This window comes from Tundrisphaera lichenicola (assembly GCF_051175385.1).
Lineage (GTDB): Bacteria > Planctomycetota > Planctomycetia > Isosphaerales > Isosphaeraceae > Tundrisphaera > Tundrisphaera lichenicola.
Map to the genome: position 1 here is coordinate 6,079,378 of NZ_CP195106.1, position 25,911 is coordinate 6,105,288.

25 protein-coding genes are annotated in these 25,911 nt (G+C 65.4%); 10 read left to right on the plus strand and 15 right to left on the minus strand.

Translation table 11 applies throughout. From position 1 onward, the window contains the following. Positions 1-27 precede the first annotated feature (27 nt). From P12x_RS23910 to P12x_RS23925, 4 genes are all read left to right on the plus strand, one after another. Positions 28-1,572: a DUF4340 domain-containing protein gene (locus P12x_RS23910; protein ID WP_435007496.1), complete on the plus strand. Its 1,545-nt coding sequence runs from the start codon at positions 28-30 to the stop codon at positions 1,570-1,572. Between the two features lie 223 nt (positions 1,573-1,795). Beyond that, positions 1,796-2,380 (plus strand): acetolactate synthase small subunit, encoded by a 585-nt coding sequence (ilvN, locus tag P12x_RS23915; protein WP_435007497.1) that lies wholly within the window; start codon positions 1,796-1,798, stop codon positions 2,378-2,380. Between the two features lie 144 nt (positions 2,381-2,524). Next, complete coding sequence (ilvC, locus tag P12x_RS23920; protein WP_435007499.1) at positions 2,525-3,529, plus strand: ketol-acid reductoisomerase; 1,005 nt, start codon at positions 2,525-2,527, stop codon at positions 3,527-3,529. A gap of 95 nt (positions 3,530-3,624) precedes the next feature. After that, complete coding sequence (locus tag P12x_RS23925; RefSeq protein ID WP_435007501.1) at positions 3,625-3,861, plus strand: ferredoxin; 237 nt, start codon at positions 3,625-3,627, stop codon at positions 3,859-3,861. A gap of 27 nt (positions 3,862-3,888) precedes the next feature. On the opposite strand, the gene P12x_RS23930 is transcribed toward P12x_RS23925, so the two are convergent. The 8 genes from P12x_RS23930 to P12x_RS23965 form a co-directional block, all read right to left on the minus strand. After that, positions 3,889-5,142, minus strand: a complete 1,254-nt coding sequence (locus tag P12x_RS23930) for an amidohydrolase family protein (RefSeq protein WP_435007503.1) — start codon at positions 5,140-5,142, stop codon at positions 3,889-3,891. Beyond that, on the minus strand, positions 5,139-7,307 hold the full coding sequence (locus P12x_RS23935; RefSeq protein ID WP_435007505.1) for an ABC transporter permease subunit/CPBP intramembrane protease: 2,169 nt from the start codon (positions 7,305-7,307) through the stop codon (positions 5,139-5,141). Before P12x_RS23935 ends, P12x_RS23930 begins: the two co-directional genes overlap by 4 nt. Continuing rightward, positions 7,307-8,080 carry an ABC transporter ATP-binding protein gene (locus P12x_RS23940; RefSeq protein ID WP_435007507.1) on the minus strand — a complete coding sequence of 258 codons (774 nt, stop codon included), beginning with the start codon at positions 8,078-8,080 and terminating at the stop codon, positions 7,307-7,309. Before P12x_RS23940 ends, P12x_RS23935 begins: the two co-directional genes overlap by 1 nt. A gap of 147 nt (positions 8,081-8,227) precedes the next feature. Continuing rightward, the gene (locus tag P12x_RS23945; protein ID WP_435007508.1) at positions 8,228-10,156 is read right to left on the minus strand and encodes a sulfatase-like hydrolase/transferase; all 1,929 of its coding nucleotides are present in this window, start codon (positions 10,154-10,156) and stop codon (positions 8,228-8,230) included. 26 nt (positions 10,157-10,182) lie between these two features. Then, positions 10,183-11,643, minus strand: a complete 1,461-nt coding sequence (locus P12x_RS23950) for an alkaline phosphatase family protein (RefSeq protein ID WP_435007509.1) — start codon at positions 11,641-11,643, stop codon at positions 10,183-10,185. 257 nt (positions 11,644-11,900) lie between these two features. Further along, positions 11,901-12,089 (minus strand): hypothetical protein, encoded by a 189-nt coding sequence (locus tag P12x_RS23955; protein WP_435007510.1) that lies wholly within the window; start codon positions 12,087-12,089, stop codon positions 11,901-11,903. A 458-nt stretch (positions 12,090-12,547) separates the two neighbouring features. Continuing rightward, complete coding sequence (mqnC, locus tag P12x_RS23960) at positions 12,548-13,654, minus strand: cyclic dehypoxanthinyl futalosine synthase (protein ID WP_435007511.1); 1,107 nt, start codon at positions 13,652-13,654, stop codon at positions 12,548-12,550. After that, complete coding sequence (locus P12x_RS23965) at positions 13,614-14,441, minus strand: menaquinone biosynthetic enzyme MqnA/MqnD family protein (protein WP_435007512.1); 828 nt, start codon at positions 14,439-14,441, stop codon at positions 13,614-13,616. Before P12x_RS23965 ends, mqnC begins: the two co-directional genes overlap by 41 nt. A 314-nt stretch (positions 14,442-14,755) precedes the next feature. Between P12x_RS23965 and P12x_RS23970 the strand changes: the two genes are divergently transcribed. After that, positions 14,756-15,142 carry a TraR/DksA family transcriptional regulator gene (locus P12x_RS23970; protein ID WP_435007513.1) on the plus strand — a complete coding sequence of 129 codons (387 nt, stop codon included), beginning with the start codon at positions 14,756-14,758 and terminating at the stop codon, positions 15,140-15,142. Then, on the plus strand, positions 15,139-15,714 hold the full coding sequence (lspA, locus tag P12x_RS23975) for a signal peptidase II (protein ID WP_435007514.1): 576 nt from the start codon (positions 15,139-15,141) through the stop codon (positions 15,712-15,714). Before P12x_RS23970 ends, lspA begins: the two co-directional genes overlap by 4 nt. A 28-nt stretch (positions 15,715-15,742) precedes the next feature. Here the strand turns inward: lspA and P12x_RS23980 are convergent, their stop codons facing one another. The 6 genes from P12x_RS23980 to P12x_RS24005 form a co-directional block, all read right to left on the minus strand. After that, positions 15,743-16,270, minus strand: coding sequence for a transposase (locus tag P12x_RS23980; protein ID WP_435005113.1), 528 nt, complete (start codon positions 16,268-16,270; stop codon positions 15,743-15,745). Continuing rightward, positions 16,245-16,820: a winged helix-turn-helix domain-containing protein gene (locus P12x_RS23985; protein WP_435005114.1), complete on the minus strand. Its 576-nt coding sequence runs from the start codon at positions 16,818-16,820 to the stop codon at positions 16,245-16,247. The genes P12x_RS23980 and P12x_RS23985 overlap by 26 nt, the downstream gene beginning before the upstream one ends. Positions 16,821-16,879: 59 nt before the next feature. Further along, on the minus strand, positions 16,880-18,292 hold the full coding sequence (glnA, locus tag P12x_RS23990) for a type I glutamate--ammonia ligase (RefSeq protein ID WP_435007515.1): 1,413 nt from the start codon (positions 18,290-18,292) through the stop codon (positions 16,880-16,882). A 690-nt stretch (positions 18,293-18,982) separates the two neighbouring features. Beyond that, positions 18,983-19,561: a Uma2 family endonuclease gene (locus P12x_RS23995; RefSeq protein WP_435007516.1), complete on the minus strand. Its 579-nt coding sequence runs from the start codon at positions 19,559-19,561 to the stop codon at positions 18,983-18,985. 156 nt (positions 19,562-19,717) lie between these two features. Beyond that, positions 19,718-20,608, minus strand: coding sequence for an NYN domain-containing protein (locus P12x_RS24000; protein ID WP_435007517.1), 891 nt, complete (start codon positions 20,606-20,608; stop codon positions 19,718-19,720). 138 nt (positions 20,609-20,746) lie between these two features. Beyond that, on the minus strand, positions 20,747-21,001 hold the full coding sequence (locus P12x_RS24005; protein WP_435007519.1) for a hypothetical protein: 255 nt from the start codon (positions 20,999-21,001) through the stop codon (positions 20,747-20,749). Between the two features lie 194 nt (positions 21,002-21,195). Between P12x_RS24005 and P12x_RS24010 the strand changes: the two genes are divergently transcribed. Then, positions 21,196-21,561 (plus strand): DNA polymerase ligase N-terminal domain-containing protein, encoded by a 366-nt coding sequence (locus P12x_RS24010; RefSeq protein ID WP_435007521.1) that lies wholly within the window; start codon positions 21,196-21,198, stop codon positions 21,559-21,561. On the opposite strand, the gene P12x_RS24015 is transcribed toward P12x_RS24010, so the two are convergent. Then, complete coding sequence (locus P12x_RS24015) at positions 21,483-22,271, minus strand: hypothetical protein (RefSeq protein ID WP_435007522.1); 789 nt, start codon at positions 22,269-22,271, stop codon at positions 21,483-21,485. The genes P12x_RS24010 and P12x_RS24015 overlap by 79 nt on opposite strands. Before the next feature lie 246 nt (positions 22,272-22,517). Here P12x_RS24015 and P12x_RS24020 point away from each other — a divergent pair, with 246 nt between their 5' ends. The 3 genes from P12x_RS24020 to P12x_RS24030 are packed head-to-tail and all read left to right on the plus strand — an operon-like array spanning position 22,518 to position 25,884. Then, a complete protein-coding gene (locus tag P12x_RS24020) occupies positions 22,518-23,375 on the plus strand; it encodes a hypothetical protein (protein WP_435007523.1) in 858 nt (285 codons plus the stop codon). Continuing rightward, positions 23,372-24,139, plus strand: coding sequence for an ABC transporter ATP-binding protein (locus P12x_RS24025; protein WP_435007524.1), 768 nt, complete (start codon positions 23,372-23,374; stop codon positions 24,137-24,139). Before P12x_RS24020 ends, P12x_RS24025 begins: the two co-directional genes overlap by 4 nt. Further along, positions 24,136-25,884: a putative ABC transporter permease subunit gene (locus P12x_RS24030; protein WP_435007525.1), complete on the plus strand. Its 1,749-nt coding sequence runs from the start codon at positions 24,136-24,138 to the stop codon at positions 25,882-25,884. The genes P12x_RS24025 and P12x_RS24030 overlap by 4 nt, the downstream gene beginning before the upstream one ends. Positions 25,885-25,911: the final 27 nt, after the last annotated feature.

The window sequence follows — 25,911 nt, forward strand, 5'->3', positions numbered from 1 at the left end:
CCGAACTCACTGGGGAACGCACCGACCATGAATCATGAGATGAAGAAGACCCTGGGGTTCGTCATCGCCGCGGTCCTGATGAGCGGCGCGGCGATCGTGGGGAGCGTGGACCGTTCGATCCGGCCCGAGTCGTTCAACGATCAGGGCGGGAAGTTCTTCGACGACTTCGACCCCAACGCCGTCACCACCCTGGAGGTCTTCGACTACGACCCCTCGACCCTCACGCCGTTGCCCTTCAAGGTCACCCAGAAGGACGGCCGGTGGGTGATCCCCTCGCATTACGATTACTCGGCCGACGCCAAGCAGCGGCTGGTCGACACCGCGACCGGCGTGATCGGCCTGACCAAGGATTCGATCCGCTCCGACCGGGTCGAGGACCAGGAAGTGATGGGGGTGATCGACCCGCTCGATACCAAGAACACCGCCGTCAAGGGGATCGGCAAGCGGGTCACGCTTCGCGATGCCTCCGACAAGGTCCTGGCCGACTTCATCATCGGCAAGGAAGTGAAGGACCATCCCGAGCAGCGTTATGTCCGGGTCCCCGGCCAGAAGCGGATCTACGGCGTGGACGTCAAGGCCGACCTGTCGACCCGGTTCGCCGACTGGATCGAGACGAACCTCCTGAAGCTCGACGCCAGCAAGGTCCGCAAGGTCGTCATCGATCAGCAAGGCTTCAACCCCGAGACCGGCACGATCGTCCCCGGCGAGGTCATTACGATCCAACGGAAAGACGCCTCGACTCCCTGGACGGTCGAGGGGACGCCCGAGGGGAAGGAGCCGAACACCGACACGCTCCTGGCGCTGACCAATGGCCTGAGCGACCTCAAGATCGCCGGGATCCGCCCCAAGCCGGAGGGCCTGACGGCCGACCTCAAGGAAGCCTCGGGAGAGGTCAAGCCGACCACCCGGCAGGCCCTGCTCTCGCTGGTCAGCAAGGGATTCTACCTGACCCGGAATAACGGGCTTCTCTCCAACAAGGGGAAGGTCGAGATCTTCACCGACGAGGGGGTCGTCTATACGCTCCGATTCGGCGAGGTCGTCTTCGCCACCGGCAACGAACTCTCGGCCGGCCCCGCCGAGGAGGACAAGTCGGCCGAGACGGAGAAGGGGGAGACGCCCAAGGATCCGGCCAAGCCGGCCGAGGGGACCTCGGAGGGGCGATATCTCTTCGCCACGGCCGCCTTCGACCCCTCGCTGATACCGCCCCCCAAGCCTTCCAGCGACCCCGACGACAAGTTCCCCGACGACCCCTTCCTCGAAGCTGCCGGCGAAAAGCCGCTGGTCGTCGAGAGCGCCCAGGCCAAGGAAAAGGCCGAGAAGCTCAAGGCCGAGCAGGACAAGCTCGTCGAAGCGGGGAAGAAGCGGGCCAAGGAGCTGAGCGACCGGTTCGCCGCCTGGTATTACGTGACGCCCGGCGACAGCTACCGGACGATCGTCCAGGAACGTTCGAATCTGATCCGGGACAAGTCGGCCAAGCCCGCCGGCCCCGCGGGCGGACCGGGCGGACTCCCGCCTGGTTTCCCCGGCGGACTCCCGGGCGGAGGCCTGCCGTTCAATCCGCACGGAGGTTGAGCGTCGAGCTCGACCGGTCAAAAATTCGAGAGCCCCGGTGCGGTCCCGAACGAGGGCCGGATCGGGGCTCTTTCACGAGCCGATCGGGCCATCCGGGCGAACCTCCCGGGCCAGGGCCTTGTCGATTGGGCGTTTCATCGGCACAATGACAGCTTGCCAATCGACGGACCGGCGGGATCGAGCCGGCCCGATCAAGGGCATCCAACACGAGGGTGGGGTCGCGATGGGGTCGAAGTCTGGCAGTCCCTCGAACCGTATTCGTCACGTCCTCTCGGCCCTGGTCCAGAACCAGCCGGGAGTCCTGGCGCACGTGTCGGGGATGTTTGCGTCTCGGGGCTTCAATATCGAGAGCCTGGCGGTCGGCGAGACCGAGGACGCTCATCTCTCCCGGATCACCATCGTCGTGAACGGCGATGACAAGCTCCTGGAGCAGATCCGCAAGCAGCTCGACAAGATCGTGACCGTCGTGAAGGTGCTCGACATCTCCAGCGACGACTTCGTCGAGCGCGACCTGATGCTCATCAAGATCGACGCCTCCCCCGCGCAGAGGTCCGAGTTGCAGGGTCTCGTGCAGATCTTCCGGGGGCGGATCGTCGACGTCGACCCCGAGCAGATCATGGTCGAGATCTCCGGGCAGGAGAAGAAGATCGAGGCGTTCATCGAGGCCGTCCGGCCCTACGGGATCCGCGAACTGGCCCGGACCGGCCGGATCGCCCTGGTCCGAGGGACCGCCACCGAGCCCGACGACGAGACGCCCCCGGCCGAGGTGGCCGACGCCCCCGCGGTTGTCGGGCACTCGAGCCTCTGATCCCGTCGCTTTCGGCTCGATCGCCGTCGGCGACCCGCGGCGATCGACGGGACCATTCACCAAGCTCTCGGGTGTCAATCCGACGATCCCGGGGGAAGCTGACCGCTGAAAGCTGACCGCTGACAGCTCTTTAAGGGACTTGCGATGCCGGCCACGATGTTTTACGAGCAAGACGCCGACCTGGGTCTGCTCAAAGGCAAGACGATCGCCATCATTGGCTATGGGAGCCAGGGGCACGCCCAGGCGCAGAACCTTCGCGACTCGGGTTGCACCGTCGTGGTCGGCCAGCGTCCGGGCTCGGCCAACTACGACCTCGCGATCAAGGACGGCTTCAAGCCGGTCTCGGCCGCCGAGGCCGCCGAGGCGGGCGACCTCGTCAACATCCTCCTCCCCGACGAGGTCCAGGGCGAGATCTACGCCCGGGATATCAAGTCCAACCTCAAGCCGGGCAACCTCCTGCTCTGCTCGCACGGCTTCAACATCCACTTCGGCCAGGTCGTCCCCCCCGCCGGGGTCGATAGCGCCCTGGTGGCCCCCAAGGGTCCCGGCCACCTCGTCCGGTCCGAGTACGTCAAGGGCGGGGGCGTCCCCTGCCTGATCGCCACCGGCGAGGGGTGTTCGCCGCAAGGCAAGGCGCTCGGCCTGGCCTATGCCAAGGGGATCGGCGGGACCCGGGGCGGCGTCCTCCAGACCACCTTCGCCGAGGAGACCGAGACCGACCTGTTCGGCGAGCAGGTCGTCCTCTGCGGCGGCGTCAGCGCCCTGGTCAAGATGGGCTTCGAGACGCTGGTCGAGGCCGGCTATCAGCCCGAGAGCGCCTACTTCGAGTGCCTCCACGAGCTGAAGCTGATCGTCGACCTGATGTATCAGGGCGGCCTCAACTACATGCGGTACAGCATCTCGAACACGGCCGAGTACGGCGACTACACCCGGGGCCCTCGGATCGTCAACGAGCAGACCCGGGCCGAGATGAAGAAGATCCTCGCCGAGATCCAGTCGGGCCAGTTCGCCCGCGAGTGGATCCTCGAGAACAAGGCCGGTCAGCCCGGCTTCCTAGCCACCCGTCGGCGTGAGCGGGAGCACCCCGTCGAGCAGGTTGGCAAGCGGCTCCGAGGCCTGATGAGCTGGATCGACTCCAAGTCGGTTTAAGGAGAATGGTCGTCGGCGATCGACGATCTGCGGTCGACGGGAGGAACACTTCCCGCCTGCCCGTCGATCGTCGATCGCCGATCGCCCCACGGACTATGGCCGAGATCGACCAGAAGGTCCCCGAGAACGTCCCCGGCCGGTTCTATGTCGATCTGACCTGCATCGACTGCGACCTCTGCCGCGAGACCGCGCCGACGAACTTCCTCCGCGAAGACGGCGAGGGGTACAGCTTCGTGGCGGCCCAACCCGCCACGCCCGCCGAGGAGGCTGCCTGCCTGGCGGCGATGGAAGAATGCCCCGTCGAGGCGATCGGGATCGATGCCGGGCCCTGACCCACGACTCCGCCCCTCGGGTCAGGATCAGGACCAGGCTCCGTGGACGAACTCCCCCTGGTAGAGGGTGGCAACGACCGGCAGGTCGGAGTCGAGGAGCAGGGCGTACGGATCGGCCTCATGGCGATCGGGAAGCTCGACGACGGCGAGGTCGGCCGACTTGCCGAGCTTCATGCTGCCGGTGAAGTCCTCCGAACGGAGCGCCCAGGCCCCGAACAAGGTGGCCATCGTCAGGAGGAGCTGGCCGCTGGCCGACTCGTCCAGCCGGTGCAGGAACCTCATCTCGTCGAGCACGCTCAGGGTCGGCGACGACGCCAGGCTGTCCGTCCCCAGGGCGACAATAATCCCGCGTTCGAGCATGGCCCGATAGGGATGCGGCGAGTGGCCGAACCGGGCATGAGTCCTCGGGCAATAGACGACCGCCACCCTCTGACCATCGGGCGCGGCCTCGGGGCGGAGCTGCCAGAACTCGTCGGGATCGAAGTAGTTCGCGTGCGCCACGATCCAGTCGGCCTGCCGGAGCTCTCCCTTCCGGATGTAGGCGGCGGGCCGATCGCCGATCGGTTCCCAATCTTCGTCCCAGGCGCCCAGGTCTTCGAGGAAGGCCCGGAGCGGCCCCGCCCGTTCCCGGAGCAGTTCCAGCTCCTCGGGCATCTCGGCCAGGTGGGTCATCAGCGGGAGCTGGCTGGTCGCGGCCCGGTGGTAAAGCCATCCGGCGGTGCTGTAGGGGGCGTGCGGGCTGAGTCCGGGCCGGGTCTTGGCCTCCGGATCCTCGGTCCGGACCTTTGCAAGCCAGTCGAACGCCTGGGCGCTGGTCTCCATCCCCCGCTTCCGGTTGAGGCCGATCAGTTCGGCGAAGACGACCCCCCGGAGTGGTGCCTCGGCGACGGCCTCCCAGCTCTGCCCGGCGGTCGTGACATCGGCCAGCAAGGTCGTCCCGGCCGCCACGCTGGCCTGGACGTTCCGCCGGGCCGCCTCGGCCCCCGATCCCGGCCGGCTTGTCCTGCGCGCCTCGACCACCCGGCGGAGCCAGCCGACCTCGTCCTCCGGACCGGATCCGACCGACGGAGCGATCGGTTCGAGTTCCAGGTGGGTATGAGCGTTGACGAAGCCGGGAGTGATCGCGACGTTGCCCAGGTCGTCATCGACGGGCGGTCCTTCGAGGGCAGGGCCGACCCGGACAATCCGACCATCGGCGATCGAGAGGCTCCCGTCGAGGATCGGGGTCCCCTCGACCGGGAAGACATAGCGAGCGGCCAGGGTCCGCATGGGCTGCCTCATCCTCCCGGATCCCCGATCATCCCGGGCCCTTCGCCTCGCCCTTCGATCCCCCCACGCCAGAGGATCGCCAGGAGTCCCAGCGAGATCAGCGACGTCACCGCGATGATCGGCACCCGGAAGAGTGCCTCCGAAGGGTCGCGGAAGATCGCGGCCGAGAGGCTCTCCAGCCGAGGGTCCTTCGCGGCGTCCACGATCAGGACGCCGATGGCGTTGTTGATGAAGTGGAACAGGACGCCGGGCCAGAGGCTCCGGGTCCGGATCGCGATCAGGCCCAGGACCAGCCCCAGGATCGTCGCGCCGAAGAGCTGCTGGAACAGGCTGAGCAGGACGTGGAGGAACCCGAACAGGAAGGCCGAGAGGATGATCGCGGTCCCGGTCTTGTAGGTCCGACCCAGTCCCGTGAGGATGAAACCCCGGAACGCCACCTCCTCAGTAATCGCCGGCATGAGGGCGAAGATCAGGACGGCCACGGTCAGGTTGGGGACCTGCCGGCCCATCTCGCCGAGCTGTTCCTGGATGGCCTGAGAAGCCGGGAAGATCCGGCCGACCGCGTACGCCACCTCGCGGACCAGCGGGTTGAGCGTCAGGGCGAGCCCACCGGCCAGGGCGAGATCGCGGAGCCTCGGGAGGTTCAGCCGGAGCGTCCGGACCGGGTCGGAGCAGAGCAGGAGGGTCAGGGCCAGCGGAGGCCCGACGATCGCGATGTGCCCGACCACCATCCCCCGGAGCGGCGAGGTCGCCGAGAAGGTCTGCATCAGGAACCAGGTCAGGCTCAGCATCAGGGCGAAGCAGAGGATCGCCGGCCCCGCGCCCGGGGTCGGCTCCTTGTCGCGGACGAGATGGCGGAGCCAGAGCCGGAGGTCGAACCCCTCCGCCTCGCGGAAGACCACGTCCTCACGCTTGAACAGGTCGACCGCCCACTTCAGGGCCAGCCAGCTATAGACGATCGTGGGCAGCAGGACGGGCAGGAAATACTGGCGGGCCAGGGTGAACTCGCCCAGGATCAATGATTTCAGGAGCAACGAGACCCCGGTGATCGGGACCATGCTGTAGAAGAGGTTGAGCGAGACTTCCGGCATCAGGGTCACGAGGATGAGCGGGAGGCTGACCAGATAGAGCGGGGTCATGTAGTACTGACCCTCCTTCATGCTCCGGGCCAGGACCGCCAGTGCCACGCAGATCGCGCTGAAGAAGGCCGAGAGGGGGATCAGGAGGATCAGCATCCAGAAGTAGGACGAGAGGGCCGGGGGCGCGACGATCGTCGAGATCGGGGCACCCCCGCCGCTCCCGGAGGCGGCCAGCTTCCCGGCGATCTGGATGCCGGTCAGGCCCATGCTCACCAGATTCAGGATCGCGGTCATGACGCTGGCCAGCATCACCGTGAAGAACTTCCCCAGGACGATCTCGCTCCGGGCCGCCGGGCTGATCAGGAGCGTCTCCATCGTCCCGCGTTCTTTCTCCCCGGCGCAGAGGTCGACCGACGGGTAAAACGCCCCCGTCAGGGACATCAGGACCAGGAGGAACGGGAAGATCCGGGCCCAGACATTTACCCCGATCTTGCCCTCGGGCGCGACGTCCTCCGAGGCCACCTTCACGGGATTGTTGTAGCCAGGCGGCTTGCCGTCTCGGGTCAATCTCCCTTCCACGATCACGTCTCGCCAGCCTTCCAGGACGTCCCGGATTTGATTCCGGGTGTTCAGGCTGGCCTCGTCCGTGCTGTCGAAGAGGATCGGGATCTGGACCGATCCGGTCTGGTCGACCCGGCTCCGGACCTCGGGCGGGATCACGATCACGGCGTTGGCCAGCCGATTCCGGACGGCCTCGCGAGCCGCCTTGTCCCGGGTCCAGAACGAGCCCGACTCGGCGAGAATGACATTGATCGATCTCGCCTCCTTCCGGCTCGGGAAGAGCGAGGGGTCGAAGCCGTCCTTCTTCGGGTTCAGGAGCGCAGGCATATCGGGGAGGTTTTCCGCCCCGACCACCACCACTTCCCTCGACCGATCGCTCCGGGTCGCGGCGATCTGGAGCATGCCGATGGCCAGGAGCGGGTAGAGCAACAAGGGCAGGGCGAAGACCATGAACAGCGTCCGCCGATCGCGAAGCTGGTCGCGGACCTCGCGGCGGAAGATCGTCCAGACGTTGGGCCATCGTCGCGAGTGGATCATCAGGCGGAGCCCCGCGCCGGTTCGTCGACTCGCCCGGTCTCGGCCCGATCGACCAGGTAGAAGAAGAGCTCTTCGAGGTCCGGCTGGTCGAATCGTTCGAGCAATTCGGAAGGGGCACCCTCGGCCTGGACTCGCCCCTTGTGGATGACCGCCACCTTCGAGCAGAGCTTCTCGACCTCGTGCATCGCATGGGTCGAGAAGACGATGGTCTTGCCCTGATCCCGGAGCTCGGCGATCTTCTGGAGCACGGCCCGAGCCACCAGGACGTCAAGGCCCGAGGTCGGCTCGTCGAAGATCAGGACCGGCGGATCGTGGACGATCGTCCGGGCGATCGAGACCTTCTGGCGCATCCCGGTCGACATCTTCGCGCCCAGGGTGTCGCGAAAGTCGTTCATCTGGAGCCAGTCGAAGATCGTTTCCATCCGCTCGCGAAGCCGCACTTCCCCCATTCCATAAAGCCGGCCGAAGTACTCGACGAGTTCCCAGGCGGTCATCCTGTCATAGATCCCGGTGCTGGCCGACATGTATCCGATATTAGCCCGGACGGCCTCGGGATAGAGCGAGACGTCGAATCCGGCCACGGTCGCACGGCCTCCGGTCGGCCGGAGCACGGTGCTGAGGATCCGGAGCGTGGTCGTCTTACCCGCCCCGTTGGGGCCGAGCAGGCCGAAGATCGCCCCGGCGTGGCACTCGAAGCTCACGTCGGCCACGGCCGGAACCCACCCTCGTCGGTAGTCGCGGAACGCTTTCGATAGGTGTTCGACTCGGATCACGCGAGGGCTCGGCGCAAGGTGAGAAATGAAAGGGGACTTCCGGTAGCCTGTCACCCGCCGAGAGCCCGGTATTTCATCATCGGTCGCGAATTACCCTCACGCAAGCCCTGTGCCCGGATTCGCCGGTTGCACCCGAATGCCACCCCATCACGGTCCGACGGGGCGACTTACCTCGGAGCGAGCGGGAATCGTCCGGTCAAGTTCATCCATCAGTCGACGAAGTGGCTGGAACAGGCCGCCGGGATCGCCGGTGTCCGAGAGGTCGTGCAGCTCCTTCGGGTCGGCCCGCAGATCATACGACTCCTCCTGGCCATCTCCATGCCGGTGGAAGCTCGCATCGTCCGAGACGTAGGCCCGCATCACGCCCGAAGCCCCTCCCTGATAACGCAGGCCAACCGGGTCCTCCAGCCAGGGACTGAACTCGGCGAGGGCGGTGGCGACGGTCCCGGGCTCGATGGGCTTGAGCAGGGATCGGCCGGGGAAGGGAGATCCCTCTTCGATCCCGGCGAGATCCACCACCGTGGCCGCCAGGTCCCGCAGGCTCACGACGCCAGGAACGACCGTCCCGGTCGGGATCCGCCCGGGGGCGACGATCAGCAACGGAACATGAAGCTCGGGTTGATAGACGCTCAGCCCGTGCCCGACGAGCGGAAAGCCCGCGCGTCGATGCTCCCCGAAATGCTCCCCGTGGTCCGAGGTGATGATCACGATCGTGTTCTCGAGGCCACCCATTCGGTCCAATCCCTCGATCAGACGTCCGATCTTCCCGTCGAGATACGACAGGCAATCCTGATAGGCGTCCCGGGCCAGGGCGAAATCCCCGGGAGGACGATCCTTGGGAGCGTCGCCGATCCAGTCCCGCAAGACCTTCCGTTCGGCCAGGGTATTCGTCCCCCGGCCGCTGGGCCGCTCGGCCCCCGACGGGAGGAGGTAGGGATCGTGAGCGTCGAAATAATTCAGGAAGGCGAAGAACGGTCGATCCTGCCGCCTCGAGATCCATCGGAGGGCGTCTCGGTTGATCCGAGCCGCATCCTTCCGGTAGAGACGGCCCTCCAGCATGTGACTCGGCTCGCGCCCGAGAAGCTCAAGGCCGCGGTCGAGCAGGTCTCCGAGTCGGTGGCAGACCAGCCAGCCGAACGCGGAACTGCGGAAGAAGTCGACAGGCGTGAGGGCATAATCTTCGTAATGCCCGAATCCCCGGGCCAGCCCGTACTCGACGGTGCAGAGCGAGGTATTGGCCGCGAACCCGCCCGTCGCGTATCCATGTCGACCGAAGTATTCGGCGAGCGTCGGATAGCGGTCGTCCAGCGCCCGGTCGGGGCCGACTTCCAGCTCCCAGCCCGTCTTCCCGGTGAACATGCTCGCGTGCGAGGGGAGGGTCCACGGCGCGGTCGAGATCGCCCGATCGAACCGGGCCCCTCGCCTCGCCAGGGCGGCGAGATTCGGCGTCGAATCGCGACCATTCTCGTTCAGGCTCGTGGCGTCGGCCCGGACGGTATCCATCACGATCAGGAGGACATTCGGCGCCCCGGGGGGCGTCGCGACCGGCGCGGTGGCGTTCCGAGTCCGGAGCCATTCGCGACCGAACGTGATCCCGACCAGTGAGAGCACTGTCAGTATCAGTACCGGCAAGGTCCGCCAGGCCAGGCGTCGGACGCTCTCCGCCCGGGACCGAAGTATCGGCTCGACCCAGGAGGCAATCCCCACGGCCAGGATCAGGCTGGCAACCGCCTTGAGTCCCGGGATGGCCAGCAAGGGGACGAAGATCACGAGCGAACAAAGGAGCAGCGAGGCAAGTCGACGGCCAACCTTCGGAACCGGCCGGACCAGCAGCGTCAGGGCGGCCCCGAAGAGTCCGACCATCAAGGCGTCGGCGAGGGGGATCATCCAGAGGACATTCGGACTCCGTCGAAAGTAGCCCGCCTGGACGTAGCGAACCTGGACCAGGAATAACCCCACCTCGACGAGACCGACCGCAAGCCCGACCCAGACCGCCAGCCCGATCATCGAAAGCGATCCCTCCCAGGAACCGCTCGCCTGGATCTGGTCCGCTTCTTCCGCCTTCGTCGTCGCCATCTACTGCCCCCGAGGGACCATCTCGTTCAGCTCAGATAACCGAGCCCACTCAGTCGATCGCGGATCACGGCTTCGCCGTCCGCGGTGTAGCCCGAAGCGGGCACCCTCGGCATCCCCGCCACGAGCGACCGCCCTCGCATCGACGGCGGGAGGTCGTAGCCGCCCAGTTCGAGCAAGGTCGGGGCAATATCGAGCAGGTGAGCCCCCTCGATCTCGCCCGAGATCGGCAAGCCCGGCGCGGCCAGCACGAACACGCCATGCTGGGCATGGTTGCAATCGTCGGGTCCGGTATCGTTCTCTTGCACATGGATCGACGGATAACCCACCCCGCCGATGGATCGCCAGGCCAGGGCACCAAGATGAACGATCAGGTCGGGGGCGACATTTCGGACCTCCCGATAGATTTCCTCGGGCTTGAAGACGAGCGTCCCGAGCGGTTGCCCCTCGGGGTCGGTGGTGGCTTCGAGCCGGGCTTTGAGGTCGTCGCGGACCTTCTCGTAGTCCGCCGGCTCGATGGTCCCGCGAGGCTCGCGTCCCTTGACGTTCAAGAAGACCCGGGCATAGTACCCCCCCTCGCTCCAGGCCGTGGTGCCGTCCCAGTCAACCTCCAGATCGGCGAACGACGTGACCTTCTCGGGGTAGCGGACCAGTTTAAGCAGGCCCTCGCGAACCAGCCACTCATTGATGCAGAAACCGCCATCGAGCTTCCGCGCCCCGTGATCGGAGACGACGAGCACGATCGTGTCATCGCTCAACAATTCCAGGATCGAGCCGATCTCGGCATCCAGGTGGCGATAGTAGTCTCGGATCGTTTCCTTGAAAGGAGAGTTGGGGTCGTGCTTGAGGTGCGAGGGGTCGTGGTGGCTCCAGAAGCCGTGGTGCATCCGGTCGAGCCCGATCTCGACGAACTGGAAATAGTCCCATTCCGCATTCTGGAGATAGTGCCGGACCACCCGGAATTGCTTGCGGCTCATCTCGAGCGTCTGGTCGCGGAGCCACGCCTTGTCGGACGTCCGGAAGCCCTTCACGTCGACCGGGTACGAGCCCACCATCTGGCGGATTTCCTCGGCGACCCGGGGCGGGTGGGTGAAGTCTCCCTTGTCGGTATCGGGGGTCAGGAAGTCGCCGATCGAGATCCCATTCACCTTGCGCGGGGGATAACCCGGCGGCACCCCGATGACGACCGACTTACCCCCCTCGCGCGCCACCTGGTCCCACATCGCCACGGCGTCGATCGATCGAGAGTTGACGATCTGAAGGCGATCGTAGGAGCGATCGGCACGGTTCCGGAAGCCATAGACGCCGAGCATCCCGGGATCCTGCCCGGTCGCCATGCAGATCCAGGCCGGGACCGTGATCGGGGGGATGATGCTCTCCAGCCGCCCGTAACATCCCGCTTCCATCAGGCAGCGGATATTCGCGAGTTGCTCGTCGCCGAGGAGGATTTCGGGAGCGGCGCAGTCGAGGCCGATAACCACGATCTTCATGAAAACGGTCGCCCTTCCATGGCTAGCCCGGCCGGTTGGCCCGGATCCGCCATCATTGAGGAAGCCATTCGGTCCGATGGAGACTCCGACCCTGATTGCCAGGCCCTTCGAGAGGCGCGATCGTCGGAGGGACGATCACCAGGCCCTCGCCTTGGCGGAGCAGGGTTGTTCCAGGATATCCATGGAGGCTCCCGACGAGAGCGCCGAAATCCTACCTCGGCAGATCCCCATCGACCGCTCAATCCCCCGGAGGCCGATCAGTCTTCCGATCGTTTGAGCGAGGCGATGCTCCGGACCTCTCGATGGGTGTCCACTCGGGGGCGGAATCTTCGCTTGAGCCAGGACGTGACGAATCGACCGCCCGTCAGCACGAAGCCGGCGGCGGCCGCTATGACCGAGACGACGGGTAGCGTCGTCTCGGGACCAAAGTAGGCGAAAATCATCACGGCGATGCATCCTAAACTGTTTGACCGCAATGATGCAGCCGCTCGAATGGTTCGAGTGGGCTAGCGATACCACTTCGATAATAGTATTAGCGTCGTCCGCGTTGGGGACGGCAACCTTCACCCAAAAAAACCTCAAACCAATTCGGGAGAACGCGATAAAAAAATTCCAGACGAATGAAATTGGCGGTTATTTCCATCGATGATCGCCCGGGCGGCTCGTCATCGACGAAATCCGTAGGAGGCGAACATCCCGACCGGACCGGGGACTCGCACGAAGGATGGCGTGAGGCCCCCACTCATCCTTACATCGCATCAGCTCGTGATGGGACGAGAGGCATGAAGGTCGGATTACCTCATACTCTCAATCACCCTGACACGCGGACAAATTCTCAAACAATCAAATTCGACGGATGCCGGTCCCTGGAAGTCCTGGAAGTCTTCCTCTTCCCTCGAGTCCCTCAGCCGACCAGGGCGAGGTCGGCCTCGGAGGGCTCGGCATCGATGTATTCGTAGAAGACGTTCCGCTGGCGGGGGATATAGCCCGACTCGCGGATCGCCCGCTTGATCTGCTCCAGGGTCAGATAGTGGACCGTCCCGGCCGAGGCGACGACGTTCTCCTCGATCATCAGGCTGCCCATGTCATTCGCCCCGAAGTAGAGGGCGAGCTGGCCGATCTTGGCCCCCTGGGTCACCCACGACGACTGGATGTTGGGCACATTGTCCAGGTAGAGGCGGGAAATGGCCTGGGTCCGGAGATACTCGAACGCCCCCGAGGGGGGGACGTCATCCATCTCGGTGTTGCCCGGCTGGAACGTCCAGGAGATGAATGCGGTCAGGCCTCCGGTCTCGTCCTGGAGCTGGCGGACCCGTTCCATGTGCTCGATCCGCTCTTCCAGGGTCTCGATGTGGCCGTACATCATCGTGGCCGTCGAGATCCCGCCCAGCTCGTGCCAGGCCCGGTGGACGTCGAGCCAGCCGTCGGTCAGGACCTTCCCCTTGGTCATCGCCTTGCGGACCCGATCGACCAGGATCTCGCCCCCGCCTCCGGGCAGGCTGCCCAGCCCGGCCTCTTTCAGCTGGCCCAGGACCTCCTTCAGGCTCATCTTGAACTTCTTGCCGAAAAAGTAGATTTCCGGCGGGCTGAAGCCGTGGATGTTCACCTGGGGATAATGGGACTTGATGTCCCGGAGGAGGTCCAGATACCAGTCGAACGGCAGGTCGGGATGGAGCCCACCCTGCATCAAGATCTGGTCCCCGCCCAGTTCGACGGTCTCGCGGATCTTGTCCAGGAGGACCGGCCGGTCGAGGACGTACGACTCGGAGTCGCCCACCTTTCGGTAGAAGGCGCAGAAGTCGCAGACCGCAGCGCAGACGTTGGTATAGTTGATATTTCGGTCGATATTGTACGTCCGGTACGGCTCGGGATGGAGCCGCTTGCAGACCGCGTCGGCGGCCCGCCCGAGCGCGAGGAGGTCGGCCGATCGGAGCAGCTCGAGGCCGTCTCCGGCGCTCAGCCGCTCTCCTTCAACGGCGCGTCGCAAGATCGCGTCGACGGTGGAAGACAAGATCAACTCCTTCGGGGGCGAGTCCCAGCGAGGCGGCCATCCGGGCGAACAGGCGGAGGCCGGCCAGCTCCGGCTCGCCCAGCTCGTAGGATAATACGCGGGTCAGATAATCCAGGCAAACGTCGAAATCAATCCCCAGCCGAGGACCATACCGGCCGGCCAACTCGCCCGCATTGGCCAGGCCTTCGGCGCGACATCGGGCCAGGACATCGGGCAGTTCGCCGAGGTCGACCCCGGGCCGGGCCACCCAGAGGGCGAAGACGAAGGGCAGGCCGGTCAGGTCGTTCCAGGCCTGGGCCAGGTCGACGACCGAGTGGAAGGGCTCGTCGGGGACCTTCATGGCCCGATCGCCGATCACCAGGACGGCGTCGGCCATGCTCTCTAATGCCGAGACTCCCATCGGCAACGGCTCGATCTCCGAGGGGCGGACCCCATATCGAGCCTCGAGCCAGACCTGCGTCAGGGCCTGGCTGGTCCTCGATCCTTCATCCAGGGCCAGCCGGTCGATCTTCTCGAATGGGACCCGGCTGAATAGCTTGACGCTCCGGACCGCACCTCGGGCCGCGATCGCGAATCCGGGCAGGATCTCGTAGCCGGTCGAGGCCCCCCGGAGATACTCCACCGAGGGGATCAACGCCAGGTCCAGCTCGCCGCCAGCCAGCCGCGATGCCAGCCGGCTCGGGAGGTCCATCGACAGATCGACCCCGGTTGCCCACTCGCTCAACCGGTAGTAAAGCGGCTTGGCATTGAGGTAACTGACGGCACCGACGCGAAGAGTAGGCGGCATGGCGGACCACGACTCAGTGTTGACCGACCGTCGGGGAAATTCTCCTTCGGTCGAAGCTTTCAGAAGCCTTTGAAATTATAGACGAAATGCGGACGAACTCAATGTCAAGCGGACCCAAGCCTCGTCGGACGAATCCGTCAGGGATTCGGGGTGGAAGCTGGATGGTCGCGCGGTGTAGGCTGGAAGTCTTGGGAACTGTCCCTGATCCGATCGGATCAGGGACGGGTCGTGGCCTCCGATTGACACGCGGGAGTGGTGTGCTTAGCATGCCCGTCCCTCGAGTGCGGCGTCATCACGAGGGAATTGGGAACGCAATGGCCAATACACTGAAACCCCAGGATCTGGCGGCTTACCGCGAGACCCTTCTCGATCTCCAGGCCCGACTTCGCGGCGACCTCGACCAGATGACCGATGAGGCGCTCCGGAGGGGCCAGCCCGACTCCTCGGGAAACCTCTCGAACGTCCCCCTCCACATGGCCGACGTCGGATCCGAGAATTACGATCAGGAATTCACCCTGAGCCTCATCGAGAACGAGCAAGACACCCTCGGCCAGATTCGCGAGGCCCTGGTTCGGGTCGAGGCCGGGTCCTACGGCCGATGCGAGGAGTGCGGCGAGATGATCGCCAAGCCACGGCTTCAGGCCTTACCCTATGCGCGATACTGCATCGAGTGCGCGCGAGCCATGGAGAGCCGGGGATGAACCCAGTCGAGCCCACCCCGCGACAGCCCAGGCGATTCCCGGCCAGCCATCATTTCCTGTTCTGGGGCATCGCCCTGGGCGGGGCGGCCTTCGACCTAGCGACCAAGGCCTACATCTTCCGATGGATCGGCGAGCCTCGGGCTCGGGCGCCGTTCACGGTCATCCCCAACGTCCTGGAACTCCAGACGAGCTATAACCCGGGGGCCCTCTGGGGCTTCATGCGCGACGTGCCCCACAGCAGTCTGATCTTCGCGATGCTCTCGATCGTCGCCGCGGTCGGGATCTGGGTCTGGCTGTTCCCCCTCGGCGCGGCCCGGGACCGCAGGCTCACCGTGGCCCTGGCCCTGATCATGGCCGGGGCCCTGGGCAACTGCTACGACCGGCTCCTGCTCGGCCACGTCCGCGATTTCGTCCACCTCCATGTGGATGCGATCAACTTCGATTGCGCGATCTTCAATTTCGCCGACAACATGCTGGTCGTCGGGGCCTTGATGCTCGTCCTCCTGGCCCTCCGGCCCGATTCCTCCGGCGATGTCGAGGCCGCATCGGCCGAGCCCGCCGCGACGGCCTGATCCGGCTCATACCGAATCCCCTGGATGACTAACCATTGAGCTCGACCGCCCAGCTGAAGCCGACGGCTCCGCGGACGACCTCGGGGTGGTCGATCAACCATCGGCACCGATCCAGGACAGGGACCTGCATCGTGGCCAGGTCGTTGAACCCCAGGTTGGCCACCGCCTCGCGTACCAGCGGCCAGAGCGGCTCGACCGGCTGTAGCTCCGGCGTGCAAGGCGGCAGTCGGTGCAGCACCACGTTGACCGGGATCGCCAGCCTCCTGGCCACGTGCCAGCCGGCGTTGTCCACCATCAGCACCAGCAACTTCTCCCCGGCCGGGTCGGCCCAGCGGGCGAATTCCTCCAACGCCAGGCCCATCCAGTCGGTATTGGCCGAGGGCAGGATCAGCTCCAGGTTCCGCCCGCTGGCCGGGTGCACGAAGCCGTAGACGTAGGCCCATTGGTACTTGGTCCGGCCATAGGAGAGCGGCCGATGGGCTCGCACCGCCCAGACCCGACGGGTGATCGGCTTGAGCCCCAGCCGGGCCTCATCCTCGGCCCAGACCTCGACCACTCGGCCGGGGTGCTCCCGACGTAGGCGGGCGACTCGATCGGCCAGGGCGTCTTTTCCACGCCCGCTGCGAAGCGGGCGTGGCGGCCTCCGGATGTCGGGGTCGGGGGACCTGCAGCGAGAAGCCCAGGCCACGCAGCCATCTCCAGCCGGTCTGCTTGCGGATGTGGACGTCCCAGCGATCGCGGACGAAGGTGGCGACCTTGGCCCCGGTCCAGAGCCCGCCGTCGGGCGGCGACTGGCGGAGGGCGGCCCAGAGATCGACCTGCTGCTCGGGGGTGAGCTTGCTCTGGCCGCCGTTGGTGGTAGCCCTCCGGTCGCCCAGGCCATCGGGCCCCTGGGCATTCCAGCGTTTGAGCAAGGCGCGGGCCCAGACCGGAGTCAGGCCGACCTGCTGGGCGGCCTGAGCCGGGCTGAGCGGCTGGTCCGGGCGAGTTAGGAGCCAGATCACCTGCCAGTGGGTCTTCTCGATGCCGGAGCGGCACGCGCGATAGCGGCGAGCGATCTCCTCGGGGGGCAGGTGCAGGACGATGGGCAGTCGTTCGTTCGCCATGGGGAACCTCCGTGGAAGTAGGAGATCCCCCTATGATAACTCATCCGGAAGATTCCGTATCAGACGTCGTAATAAAGCGTGAACTCATAAGGATGGGGGCGAACCCGGAGCGCCTCGATCTCGTGGGACCGCTTGTACCAGATCCAGGTATCGATCACGTCCGGGGTGAACACGTCGCCCCGGAGCAGGAACTCGTGGTCGGCCTTGAGGGCGTCCAGCGACGCCTCCAGAGATCGAGGGGTCGCCGGGACGTCGGCCAGCTCCTCGGGCTGGAGGTCGTAGATGTCCTTGTCGAGCGGGTCGCCGGGCCGGGCCTTGGTCTGGATCCCGTCCAGCGCCGCCATCAGCATGGCCGAGTAGAGCAGGTAGGGATTCGCCGCGCTATCGGGGACGCGGAACTCGATCCGCCGGCTCTTGGGGTTCGGGCTGTGGACCGGGATCCGGATCACTGCCGAGCGATTCCTCCGGCTGTACGAGAGCTTGGTCGGGGCCTCGAATCCGGGGACCAGCCGCTTGTAGCTGTTGGTCGTCGGGTTGGCGAACGCACAGATCGCCGGGGCGTGCTTCAGGAGGCCGCCGATCGCGTACATCCCCAGGTCACTCAGGCCGGCGTACCCATTCCCGGCCAGGAGGGGCTGCCCCTCTTTCCAGAGCGTGAAGTGGGTGTGCATGCCCGATCCGTTGTCGCCGTGGAGCGGCTTGGGCATGAAGGTGGCGGTCTTCCCGTGACGATGCGCGACGTTCCGGATGATGTAGCGGGCCAGCATCACCTGGTCGGCGCTCTCGACCAGGGGCTGGGACATCAGGTCGATCTCGGACTGGCCCCCGGTGGCAACCTCGTGATAATGCGCCGCAGTCCCGATCCCGCACTCGGCCATCCGCTGAGACATCTCGGTCCGGAGGTCGGCCATGCTATCCGTCGGAGGGCAGGGGAAGTACCCCAGGCCCGACCCGGTCTTGTAGCCCAGGTTCGGGACGTTCCCCTGGCCCCGATTCCAGTCCCCCTCGGCCGAGTCGATGTGGTAGTACGCCTCGTGCCCCTTCTGGTCGAACCGGACGTTGTCGAAGATGAAGAACTCGAGTTCCGGGGCCAGCCGGCAGGAGTCGGCCAGGCCGGTGCTCCTCATGTAGCTGACGGCCTTCCGGGCGATGTTCCGCGGGTCTCGGGTGTAATCCTGCTGGGTGATCGGGTCCTGGATGTTACAGATCATCGTCAGGGTCGGCCGAGCCGTGAACGGGTCGATCAGCGCCGTCTCGGGCTGGGGGACGACCAACAAGTCGGCCTCATTGATCGCTCGCCACCCGACGACGCTGGAACCGTCGAAGCTGATCCCTTCCTCGAAGGTCTCCTCGGTGAGGGCGTCGGCCGGGATGGCGAAGTGTTGCCAGACGCCCGGGAAGTCCATGAATCGAAGGTCGACCGTCGTGGCTTCGCTCTGACGGATCTGCGCCAAGACCTCTTTCGGTGTCACCGCGTCGCATCCTTTCCCTGTGGCCCGGAAACGAGTTGCGCCTGGCTTCCGCCACCCGATCGGGCCGAGACCTTCCAAATTAACGGACCGGACCGCCCCGAGGCCAGCCCTCGAAGGATCCGCCTCCGCAAATTCATCAGCCCTTGAGTTGGGATGGATCGGTCGAAGCGATCGGAAGGGCGAAGGAGACGGCCGGCTCCCGAACCCGGAATGGGTTCGTTCCCCCCACCGGAATGGCTTCGCTTCGACGTCTCAAGTGGGTTCGTTCTTGCCCCACGAATGGGTTCGTTCCCGCGCCTGGCCGAGGGATATCCGAAGCCTGGACCGACAAAAACCTTCGACCCAAGCCCTTTATTTGCGAGAACATAAGGCAATCCCTCCGGATCAACGAGCCTGACCTCGACTGGGTTCGTTCTGATCCGGGAGTGGCTTCGATCGGGCAAACGTGTGGTCGGTTGACGCCCCGAACACGATGGGTTCGTTCTTCCGCCTCGAATGGCTTTGTTCCGCGAATGAGCCGCCTCGACCCGCGCGGGATGGCGAGACTCAAGATCGGGCTGGCTGGCGGTGATCGGGTGGGGAGGCATGGCCGGGGAACTCGGGTCCAAGGTGAAATCGCGATCGATCAGGGACACTATCGCGATTTCGAGTTCCCGATCCGCACAAGTCCTGGAGATCCTCGGCTCGACTTCAATCCCCGAAGAATCGCGAGACCGGGACCCGAAACCCGGGCAAGTAGGGGTTGGCGTCGAGTTCTTGACGCTCATTGAAGTGGGCGGGAGTTTCTCCCGGTCGATGGACCGCCACGACCCGGAAGTCGGGATCGACGACCCAGACCACGGTGCCAACTTCGAGATAGATCTCGACCTTCTCGACGATGTTCTCGTGCAGATCCGAGGGGGAGAGGATCTCCACGGCCAGGACCGGCGGGCCATCGAAATATTTCCGCTTCCGGTCGTGGGCCGCCGCCATCTCGGGTGAGATATAAGCCACGTCGATCCCGACGTAAGTGACCGGATCTTGCTTCAAACGGAACCCCGCCTCGCCGCCGACGACCTTTCCTCGCGGTGAAGGCTGGCTCTCGACCCAGGACCAAAGGTGATGACTGATCAGTGTTTCCGACTCGCTGTGCATCGGATTACGACGGGTCATTGGCCATTCCCTCAACTCGCCGCGAATCAGGTCGCGTTCGATCCCGTCATCGGGCAGATTGGCCAGGCCATCGGCCGTCAAAACCAGGGATGTGACCGGTTCGGCGAGACTCATCATTAGTTCTCCCTGAGAAAAGCCCGGTCGGGTCGCGGCGATGTCCGTCTCGTAGGGCAGGGCTTGCCCTGCCGATGGAGCCGAGGATGGCAGGGGAAGCCCTGCCCTACGTGTGATGATTATCTGGAAAAAACCGTTTTCAAGCCATCCAGGAGCGGGTCATTTCGCCCTGAGCAGCCACGAATGAGAGAGGGGATTCTTGGGGCTGGGGACCTTCTGGATCTCGAAGAGGCCCAGTGCGACCACGAAATCCCCTAGCTTTTTCCATCCGTAGGTGCGTGGATCGAAACCAGGTCGTTCCAGACGAAGCTGTGCACCGAATGACGTGAGGTTGACCCAACCCTTCTCGCTGGGAACGGCCATGTAAGCGGTACGGGCGAGGTCGATCAGGACCTTATCTCGCACCGACGCTGGAATCGCTTCGGGCTTCCGGATCGAGGGTTCCGCCTGTTTCGCGCCGGACGACCCGTTCCCCTCAACCCTGGTGAGGAACGCCCCCATCTCTCCGGTCAGATTCGATGGGGTCGCGACCGCGACAGGCCGATTCGATTCGGGGTTCGCCCGGGCGGGAGGAAGGCCGCCGAACAAAGGCCCGTCGGTCGGGTTTGCCAGCCCGTCCAGGGGGAAGAACCGATCGCACGACTTGATGAACGCGAGCGGGGTCTTGCTCTCCCCGAATCCGTAGGCCGCGAGGCCCTCCTCCCTGATCCGGCATGCCAGCCTGCTGAAGTCGCTGTCGCTGGAGACGATGCAGAAGCCTTCGAAGTGGCCCGCATGCAGGAGGTCCATGGCGTCGATGATCAGGGCACAATCCGTGGCGTTCTTGCCCCCGGTCAGGCGGAATTGCTGGACGGGCATCAGCGCGTGGTGATTGAGCAGGCTGCGCCACCGCGAATGCTGAGGATCGGTCCAGTCTCCGTAGATCCGCCGGGTCGAGGCCGTCCCGAGCCGGGCCACCTGCTCCAATAAGGGCTCGATGTACTTCGAGCTGACATTCTCGGCGTCGATGAGGACGGCCAGCCGGACGTTGTTCCGGGGGTTCGACGCCATGGGAAACCTCTCCTCGCGGCCAGATGCGTGTCCACCTCGCGGACGTCTCCCCGTTCGACGTGAGGCGGCATTTTGGCGGTGGGCCCGGGTTGAAGAGCATCGCGATGCCTTGGATCCACCGCCTTCTCTAGAAATAGGTCATGGTGCGGGCGGCGGTTTGATTCTCCCCGTTGCAGGCTTCGAAGTCGTGATCCTCGGGGCGAACCCCATGAGTGGCCGACCGTCCGGACCGCGTGTTTCTTGCAAATCGAAGCTGATGCCGATGATCTCTCCGGAGGACTGGGGTTGAGCCAGGAACGGTCGAGCCAGGGCCAGGCTCAGGGCGGCGACCACCACAAGTACCATGAGCGAACCCAGTGTCCACTTGAGGCGTCGCCGGGGCGTGTCTTTCATGACGCATGCTCTCCATGACCAAGATGGTTGGGCCGAACTTGAGCCGTGCCGAATGGAGTTCACAATCGTCCGAATTGATCCCCAGCCCCGGACCGATCATCGACTACTCCCGGAAGTTCGACTTGCGGTGTTGGCTCGGAATCGACGGAATACAGGAGCCGGGGCACGTTCCATGATTCGTCGGAGGGAGGAGGATGTCCCAAGAAATCCGGCAATTCGCGATCCTGAAACACCAATGGAACGGCGTCCACTGGGATTTCCTGGTCGAGGACGGCCCGACGCTCCGGACCTGGGCGATCGACTCGCCGATCGTGCCGGACAAGGACCTGCCCGCACGCGAACTCCCGGCGCACCGAAGGATTTACCTCGATTACGAGGGGGAGATATCGGGCGGAAGGGGTTCGGTCACGCGATGGGACCGGGGAGAATGCGATCCGATCGAGTGGGGCGCGGATCGGGTCCGGCTGTTGGTCCGGGGGGCTCAGATCGTGGGAGAGGTCGAGCTTCGGAGGGACGTGGACCTTCGGATCTGGTGGTTTCGCTTGGGGAAGTTGAGCTGAAGGATCCGGCGGGTGGGCAGGACGGGACGCACGGCGGTCCCCCGGTGTTGATCGGATCGACCGGACAGGCGGAGCTGTCCTCGCCGAACATTCAGGCTCTCCAGGACGACGTCGGACCGGTCTTCGTCGGGGCTGTAGCGGATCAGGGCGACGGGTAAGCCTTGCTCGCGGGTCCAGCGGATATCCAGCCCGTGGGCCCGGGCCTGGGCATTGATCGGGCCGACCAGGCGGTCTACCGAGATCGGGAAGACACCGGCTCGGATCTTCTCGATGGTCAGGGCCAGGACGTTGTCGTCGGGGACCCGGACCTGGGCGACGACCCAGATGACCGAGCGGATCGGACCCCGGTCGAGCTGGAAGGCCAGCGTGACCCGGTCGGCGTCGAAGGCGATCCGGGGCTCGTGGATCTCGGGCGGGATCAGGTCGGCGAAGTGGGTCACCAGATCCTCGGCGAGCCAGGCGTTGACCTCCTGGTCGGTGAAGACGGCCTGCCAGTCGGGCTCGTTGCTGATGTCGTTGCGGAGCTGGAGGCTCCCGGCGACGAATTTCTTGGCCTTGGCCTGACGCTGGTCGGGCGAAAGATTGATGAGCGCCCGGTAGAACGAAGGTCGGTAGGTCAGCGAGAGCCAGGCTCCCACCGGGATCATCAGGAGGATCAGGGCGGCGAGCCCGGCCAGGGCCAGACGCTTTCGCTTGCTCGATGGGCGCAAGGGCGACCTGCCTTCCATTGTCCGGGAGAAGGGGGGTCGGGTCGCCTCCCGATCGGGAGCGGTCCGGCCCGGAAACGCGAGGGGCGGACGTGAGGGGAAATTTCGCGATGGTCGGAAGATACGAGCGGTCACCGAGCACGTCAACCCGAAGAAGTCCGCCGACCGGGCGAGGGAAAATCGACTACTTGGTTTCGGGCGGGGGACTCCCGTATATTGGAATCATACTCCAAGAGGGAAGACCGAGTCATGCCATCTCGACCGGCCTGCGTCGCCATCCTTTTGTTCTGGGTGTACGCGGCCGGGGGGCTCGTGCGACGCGATGTCCTGCCGGATTTCTGGACCACGCCCCCGCCCGACCTCCGGACGATGGCGGCCGCCGAAGCGTCATCCGGGCCGACCCAGTGGGACCTCTCGGTCGCCGAGGACCCCGGCCATCGGAGCTTCCGATCGGTCGGGCGGGCCGTGACCGAAACGATCCGGACTCCCGACGGGGGGACCGAGCTGATCAGCCAGGTCTACTTCGATTCGGGGGGGTTGCTCAAGGGGACCCCCTTCGCCCCGAAGGAGGACGATCCGACCGGCGAACGGCTGGAGTTCGACACGACCTGCGCGATCGACTCGTCGGGTAATCTAGGCAAGTTCCAGGCCAAGGTCCGCTCGGCGGGCGATCCCACGCCGCTGATGACCCTGGTGGGCCGGGTCCGCGGCCGGGCGATCGAGGTGGAAGCCCGAGGGCCGATCCCGATCCTGAACTGGACCAGGTCGTTCCCGTACGAGCCGAGGGGCCTGATCCAGAACTCGATGGGGCCGATCGACCGGCTCCCGGGGCTCCAGGTCGGCCAGCGTTGGGAGACGCGGGTGGTCAGCCCTTTGACCGGCCGGGTCGAGCTGGTGAAGGTCGAGGTGGCCGGCAAGCGGGCGATCCAGTGGGACAACAACGTGGTGACCGTCTTCGAGATGGTCACGCATCTCTCGCCGATCTCGGCGAGGACCTGGGTCCGTCGCGATGGGTTGGTCCTCCGCCAGGAAATCCCGTTCCCGTTCGTCAAGCTGATCCTCGAACGTCTGCCCGATCGCTCCACGCCCGGGGTCCAAGGTCCATGATCGAATTGCGCGGGGTGTCCAAGGCATACGGGGCGAAGCGGGCCGTCGACCACCTGGACCTGAGCGTCCGGGCCGGCGAGCTTTACGCCTTCCTCGGGCCGAATGGGGCCGGCAAGACCACGACCATCAAGATGGTCTGCGGCCTGCTCCGGCCCGATTCGGGCGTGGTCCGGGTGGGCGGGTTCGCGGCGGCCAGCCCCGAGGCCCGCCAACTCATCGCCTACGTCCCCGACCAGCCCTATCTCTACGAGAAGCTGACCGGTCGCGAGTTCCTCCGATTCGTGGTCGAGATGTACGGGCTGGAACGATCGGCCGCGAACCGCCGGATCGCCGAGCTGATCGAGACCTTCGAGATGGGCGACTACGTCGACGAGCTGTCCGAGAACTACTCGCACGGGATGAAGCAGCGCGTGGTCTTCGCCTCGGCCCTGGTCCACGAGCCCAAGGTCCTGATCGTGGACGAGCCCCTGATCGGGCTCGACCCCCGGAGTGCCCGGATCGTGAAGGACCTCTTCGTGGCGCAGGCCCGATCGGGCGTGGCGGTCCTGATGTCGACCCACCTGCTCTCGATCGCCGAGGAGCTGGCCGATACGATTGGGATCGTCGACCGGGGCCGGATGCTGGCCCACGGGACCCTGGCCGAGCTCCGCGAATCGGTCCAGATGCACGGCCCGCTGGAAGACCTCTTCCTCAAGCTCACCGGGGGGGACCGGCCCCTTGTGGATGGCCCGCTCCTGGTCCGATCGAGGGGCGGCGACCAATGACCAGGCTCGACGGACCGATCCCCCCGCGACTGAGCACGCCGAGGCAGGTCGGCTCGGCCTTCCGCTTCCTCCGCTGGCGGCTCGGGTCGAATGGGCTCCATCTCCTGCTGACGGGGTCGAGGCTCCGGCTCTCGATGATCGTGATTTGCAGCGCGATCTTCTGGTCGGGGCTGTTCTTCCTCTTCTTCGGCGGCTTCCACTTTATCAAGAGCTTCATCCCCAACCTGGCCGGCGAATTCGTCGAATACATCTTCAGCATGTTCTTCCTATCGCTACTGGTCATGCTGATCTTCTCGGCGGGGATCATCCTCTACACCGGGCTCTTCCAGTCGAGGGAGGCCGCGTATTTGCTGACCACGCCAGCCTCGCCCGACCGGATCTTCGCGTACAAATATTTCGAAGCCATCGCGTATTCGAGCTGGGCATTCCTCCTGCTGGGCAGCCCCCTGATGGTCTCGTTCGGGATCGTGGAGGACGCCTCGTGGGGGTTCTACGCGATCTTCCCGCTCTTCTTCCTGGCGTTCGTCCTGATCCCGGGAAGCCTCGGCGCCGTGGGGGCCTTGCTGGTCGCGACGATCCTGCCCCGTCGCCAGAAGACGATCCTGGGGCTCCTGGCGGGCTTGATCTTGTTGGGCCTGATCGCCTTCGGGCTCCGGATCTGGCAGACCCCCGGAGAGCTCTTGACGAGCGACTGGCTCGACGGACTTCTGGGTCGGCTCGAGTTCAGCAGGAACCCGCTCTGGCCGAGCCGGTGGATGTCGGTGGGGCTGGTCGCCTCGGTCCGGGGCGACTGGCCTACCAGCCTCTTCTATCTGATGGTCGTGACCGCCCACGCCGGGCTGGCCTACCTGATCGCGGCGGTCGTGGCCCGCGACCTCTACCGACTCGGCTACGGCCGGATCCAGGGGGGGAGGTCGTCGCGCCGGAGATTCGGCTGGTACGGGTTCGACACCTTCTTCCATCGGGTCTTCTTCTTCCTGCCCAACCCGATCCGGCTCCTGATCCTGAAGGACCTCCGGACCTTCCGCCGAGACCCCGCGCAGTGGTCGCAGTTCCTGATCTTTTTCGGGCTCCTGGCGTTCTACTTCATCAACATCCGACGGTTGAGCTACGACGTCCAGAAGCCCTACTGGCGGAACCTGATCAGTTTCCTGAACCTCTCGGTGACGGCCCTGATCCTCTCGACCTTCACCAGTCGGTTCATCTTCCCGCTGCTCTCGCTGGAGGGGCGGAACTTCTGGGTCCTGGGGCTCCTGCCCCTGAAGCGCGAGTCGATCCTCTGGGGGAAGTTCGCGTTCTCCTCGGGGATCTCCCTGGTGTCGACCGAGATCCTGGTCGTCCTGAGCGACCTGATGCTCCGGATGGGCCCCGGGATGATCCTCCTCCACATGGGGATGGTGGCGATCCTCTGCTTCGGGCTCTCGGGGATCAGCGTGGGCCTGGGGGCCCGCCTGCCAAATTTGAAGGAGGACGATCCCTCGAAGATCGCTGCCGGGTTCGGCGGGACGCTCAACCTGCTGGTCAGCCTGGTCTTCATCTGCGCGATCGTGACGGCCCTGGCGGTCCCCTGCCATCTCTACTTCGCCGGGCAGGACAACCCGGAGTTCGCCGGGATCTCGCTCTCGGCCACCCAGTTTCGGTTCTGGCTGGGCGTGGCGATCATGACCAGCCTTGTGGTCGGCATCGTCGGGACGGTCGTGCCCCTCCGGATCGGGATCAAGGCCTTCCAGCGCATGGAGTTCTGAGGCCGGCTTCGTCGAGGGCAGCCCCGG

Bases quoted from the DNA above. Each gene is read 5' to 3' on its own strand.
- lspA (WP_435007514.1), top strand. From the start codon at position 15,139: ATGAACCCAGTCGAGCCCACCCCGCGACAGCCCAGGCGATTCCCGGCC.
- P12x_RS24010 (WP_435007521.1), top strand. From the start codon at position 21,196: ATGTCCCAAGAAATCCGGCAATTCGCGATCCTGAAACACCAATGGAAC.
- P12x_RS23935 (WP_435007505.1), bottom strand. From the start codon at position 7,307: ATGATCCACTCGCGACGATGGCCCAACGTCTGGACGATCTTCCGCCGC.
- P12x_RS23995 (WP_435007516.1), bottom strand. From the start codon at position 19,561: ATGATGAGTCTCGCCGAACCGGTCACATCCCTGGTTTTGACGGCCGAT.
- P12x_RS23970 (WP_435007513.1), top strand. From the start codon at position 14,756: ATGGCCAATACACTGAAACCCCAGGATCTGGCGGCTTACCGCGAGACC.
- P12x_RS23985 (WP_435005114.1), bottom strand. From the start codon at position 16,820: ATGGCGAACGAACGACTGCCCATCGTCCTGCACCTGCCCCCCGAGGAG.
- P12x_RS23925 (WP_435007501.1), top strand. From the start codon at position 3,625: ATGGCCGAGATCGACCAGAAGGTCCCCGAGAACGTCCCCGGCCGGTTC.
- P12x_RS24020 (WP_435007523.1), top strand. From the start codon at position 22,518: ATGCCATCTCGACCGGCCTGCGTCGCCATCCTTTTGTTCTGGGTGTAC.
- P12x_RS24005 (WP_435007519.1), bottom strand. From the start codon at position 21,001: ATGAAAGACACGCCCCGGCGACGCCTCAAGTGGACACTGGGTTCGCTC.
- P12x_RS24000 (WP_435007517.1), bottom strand. From the start codon at position 20,608: ATGGCGTCGAACCCCCGGAACAACGTCCGGCTGGCCGTCCTCATCGAC.
- P12x_RS23950 (WP_435007509.1), bottom strand. From the start codon at position 11,643: ATGAAGATCGTGGTTATCGGCCTCGACTGCGCCGCTCCCGAAATCCTC.
- ilvC (WP_435007499.1), top strand. From the start codon at position 2,525: ATGCCGGCCACGATGTTTTACGAGCAAGACGCCGACCTGGGTCTGCTC.
- ilvN (WP_435007497.1), top strand. From the start codon at position 1,796: ATGGGGTCGAAGTCTGGCAGTCCCTCGAACCGTATTCGTCACGTCCTC.
- P12x_RS23965 (WP_435007512.1), bottom strand. From the start codon at position 14,441: ATGCCGCCTACTCTTCGCGTCGGTGCCGTCAGTTACCTCAATGCCAAG.
- P12x_RS23910 (WP_435007496.1), top strand. From the start codon at position 28: ATGAATCATGAGATGAAGAAGACCCTGGGGTTCGTCATCGCCGCGGTC.
- P12x_RS23945 (WP_435007508.1), bottom strand. From the start codon at position 10,156: ATGGCGACGACGAAGGCGGAAGAAGCGGACCAGATCCAGGCGAGCGGT.
- P12x_RS23930 (WP_435007503.1), bottom strand. From the start codon at position 5,142: ATGAGGCAGCCCATGCGGACCCTGGCCGCTCGCTATGTCTTCCCGGTC.
- P12x_RS24025 (WP_435007524.1), top strand. From the start codon at position 23,372: ATGATCGAATTGCGCGGGGTGTCCAAGGCATACGGGGCGAAGCGGGCC.
- P12x_RS24030 (WP_435007525.1), top strand. From the start codon at position 24,136: ATGACCAGGCTCGACGGACCGATCCCCCCGCGACTGAGCACGCCGAGG.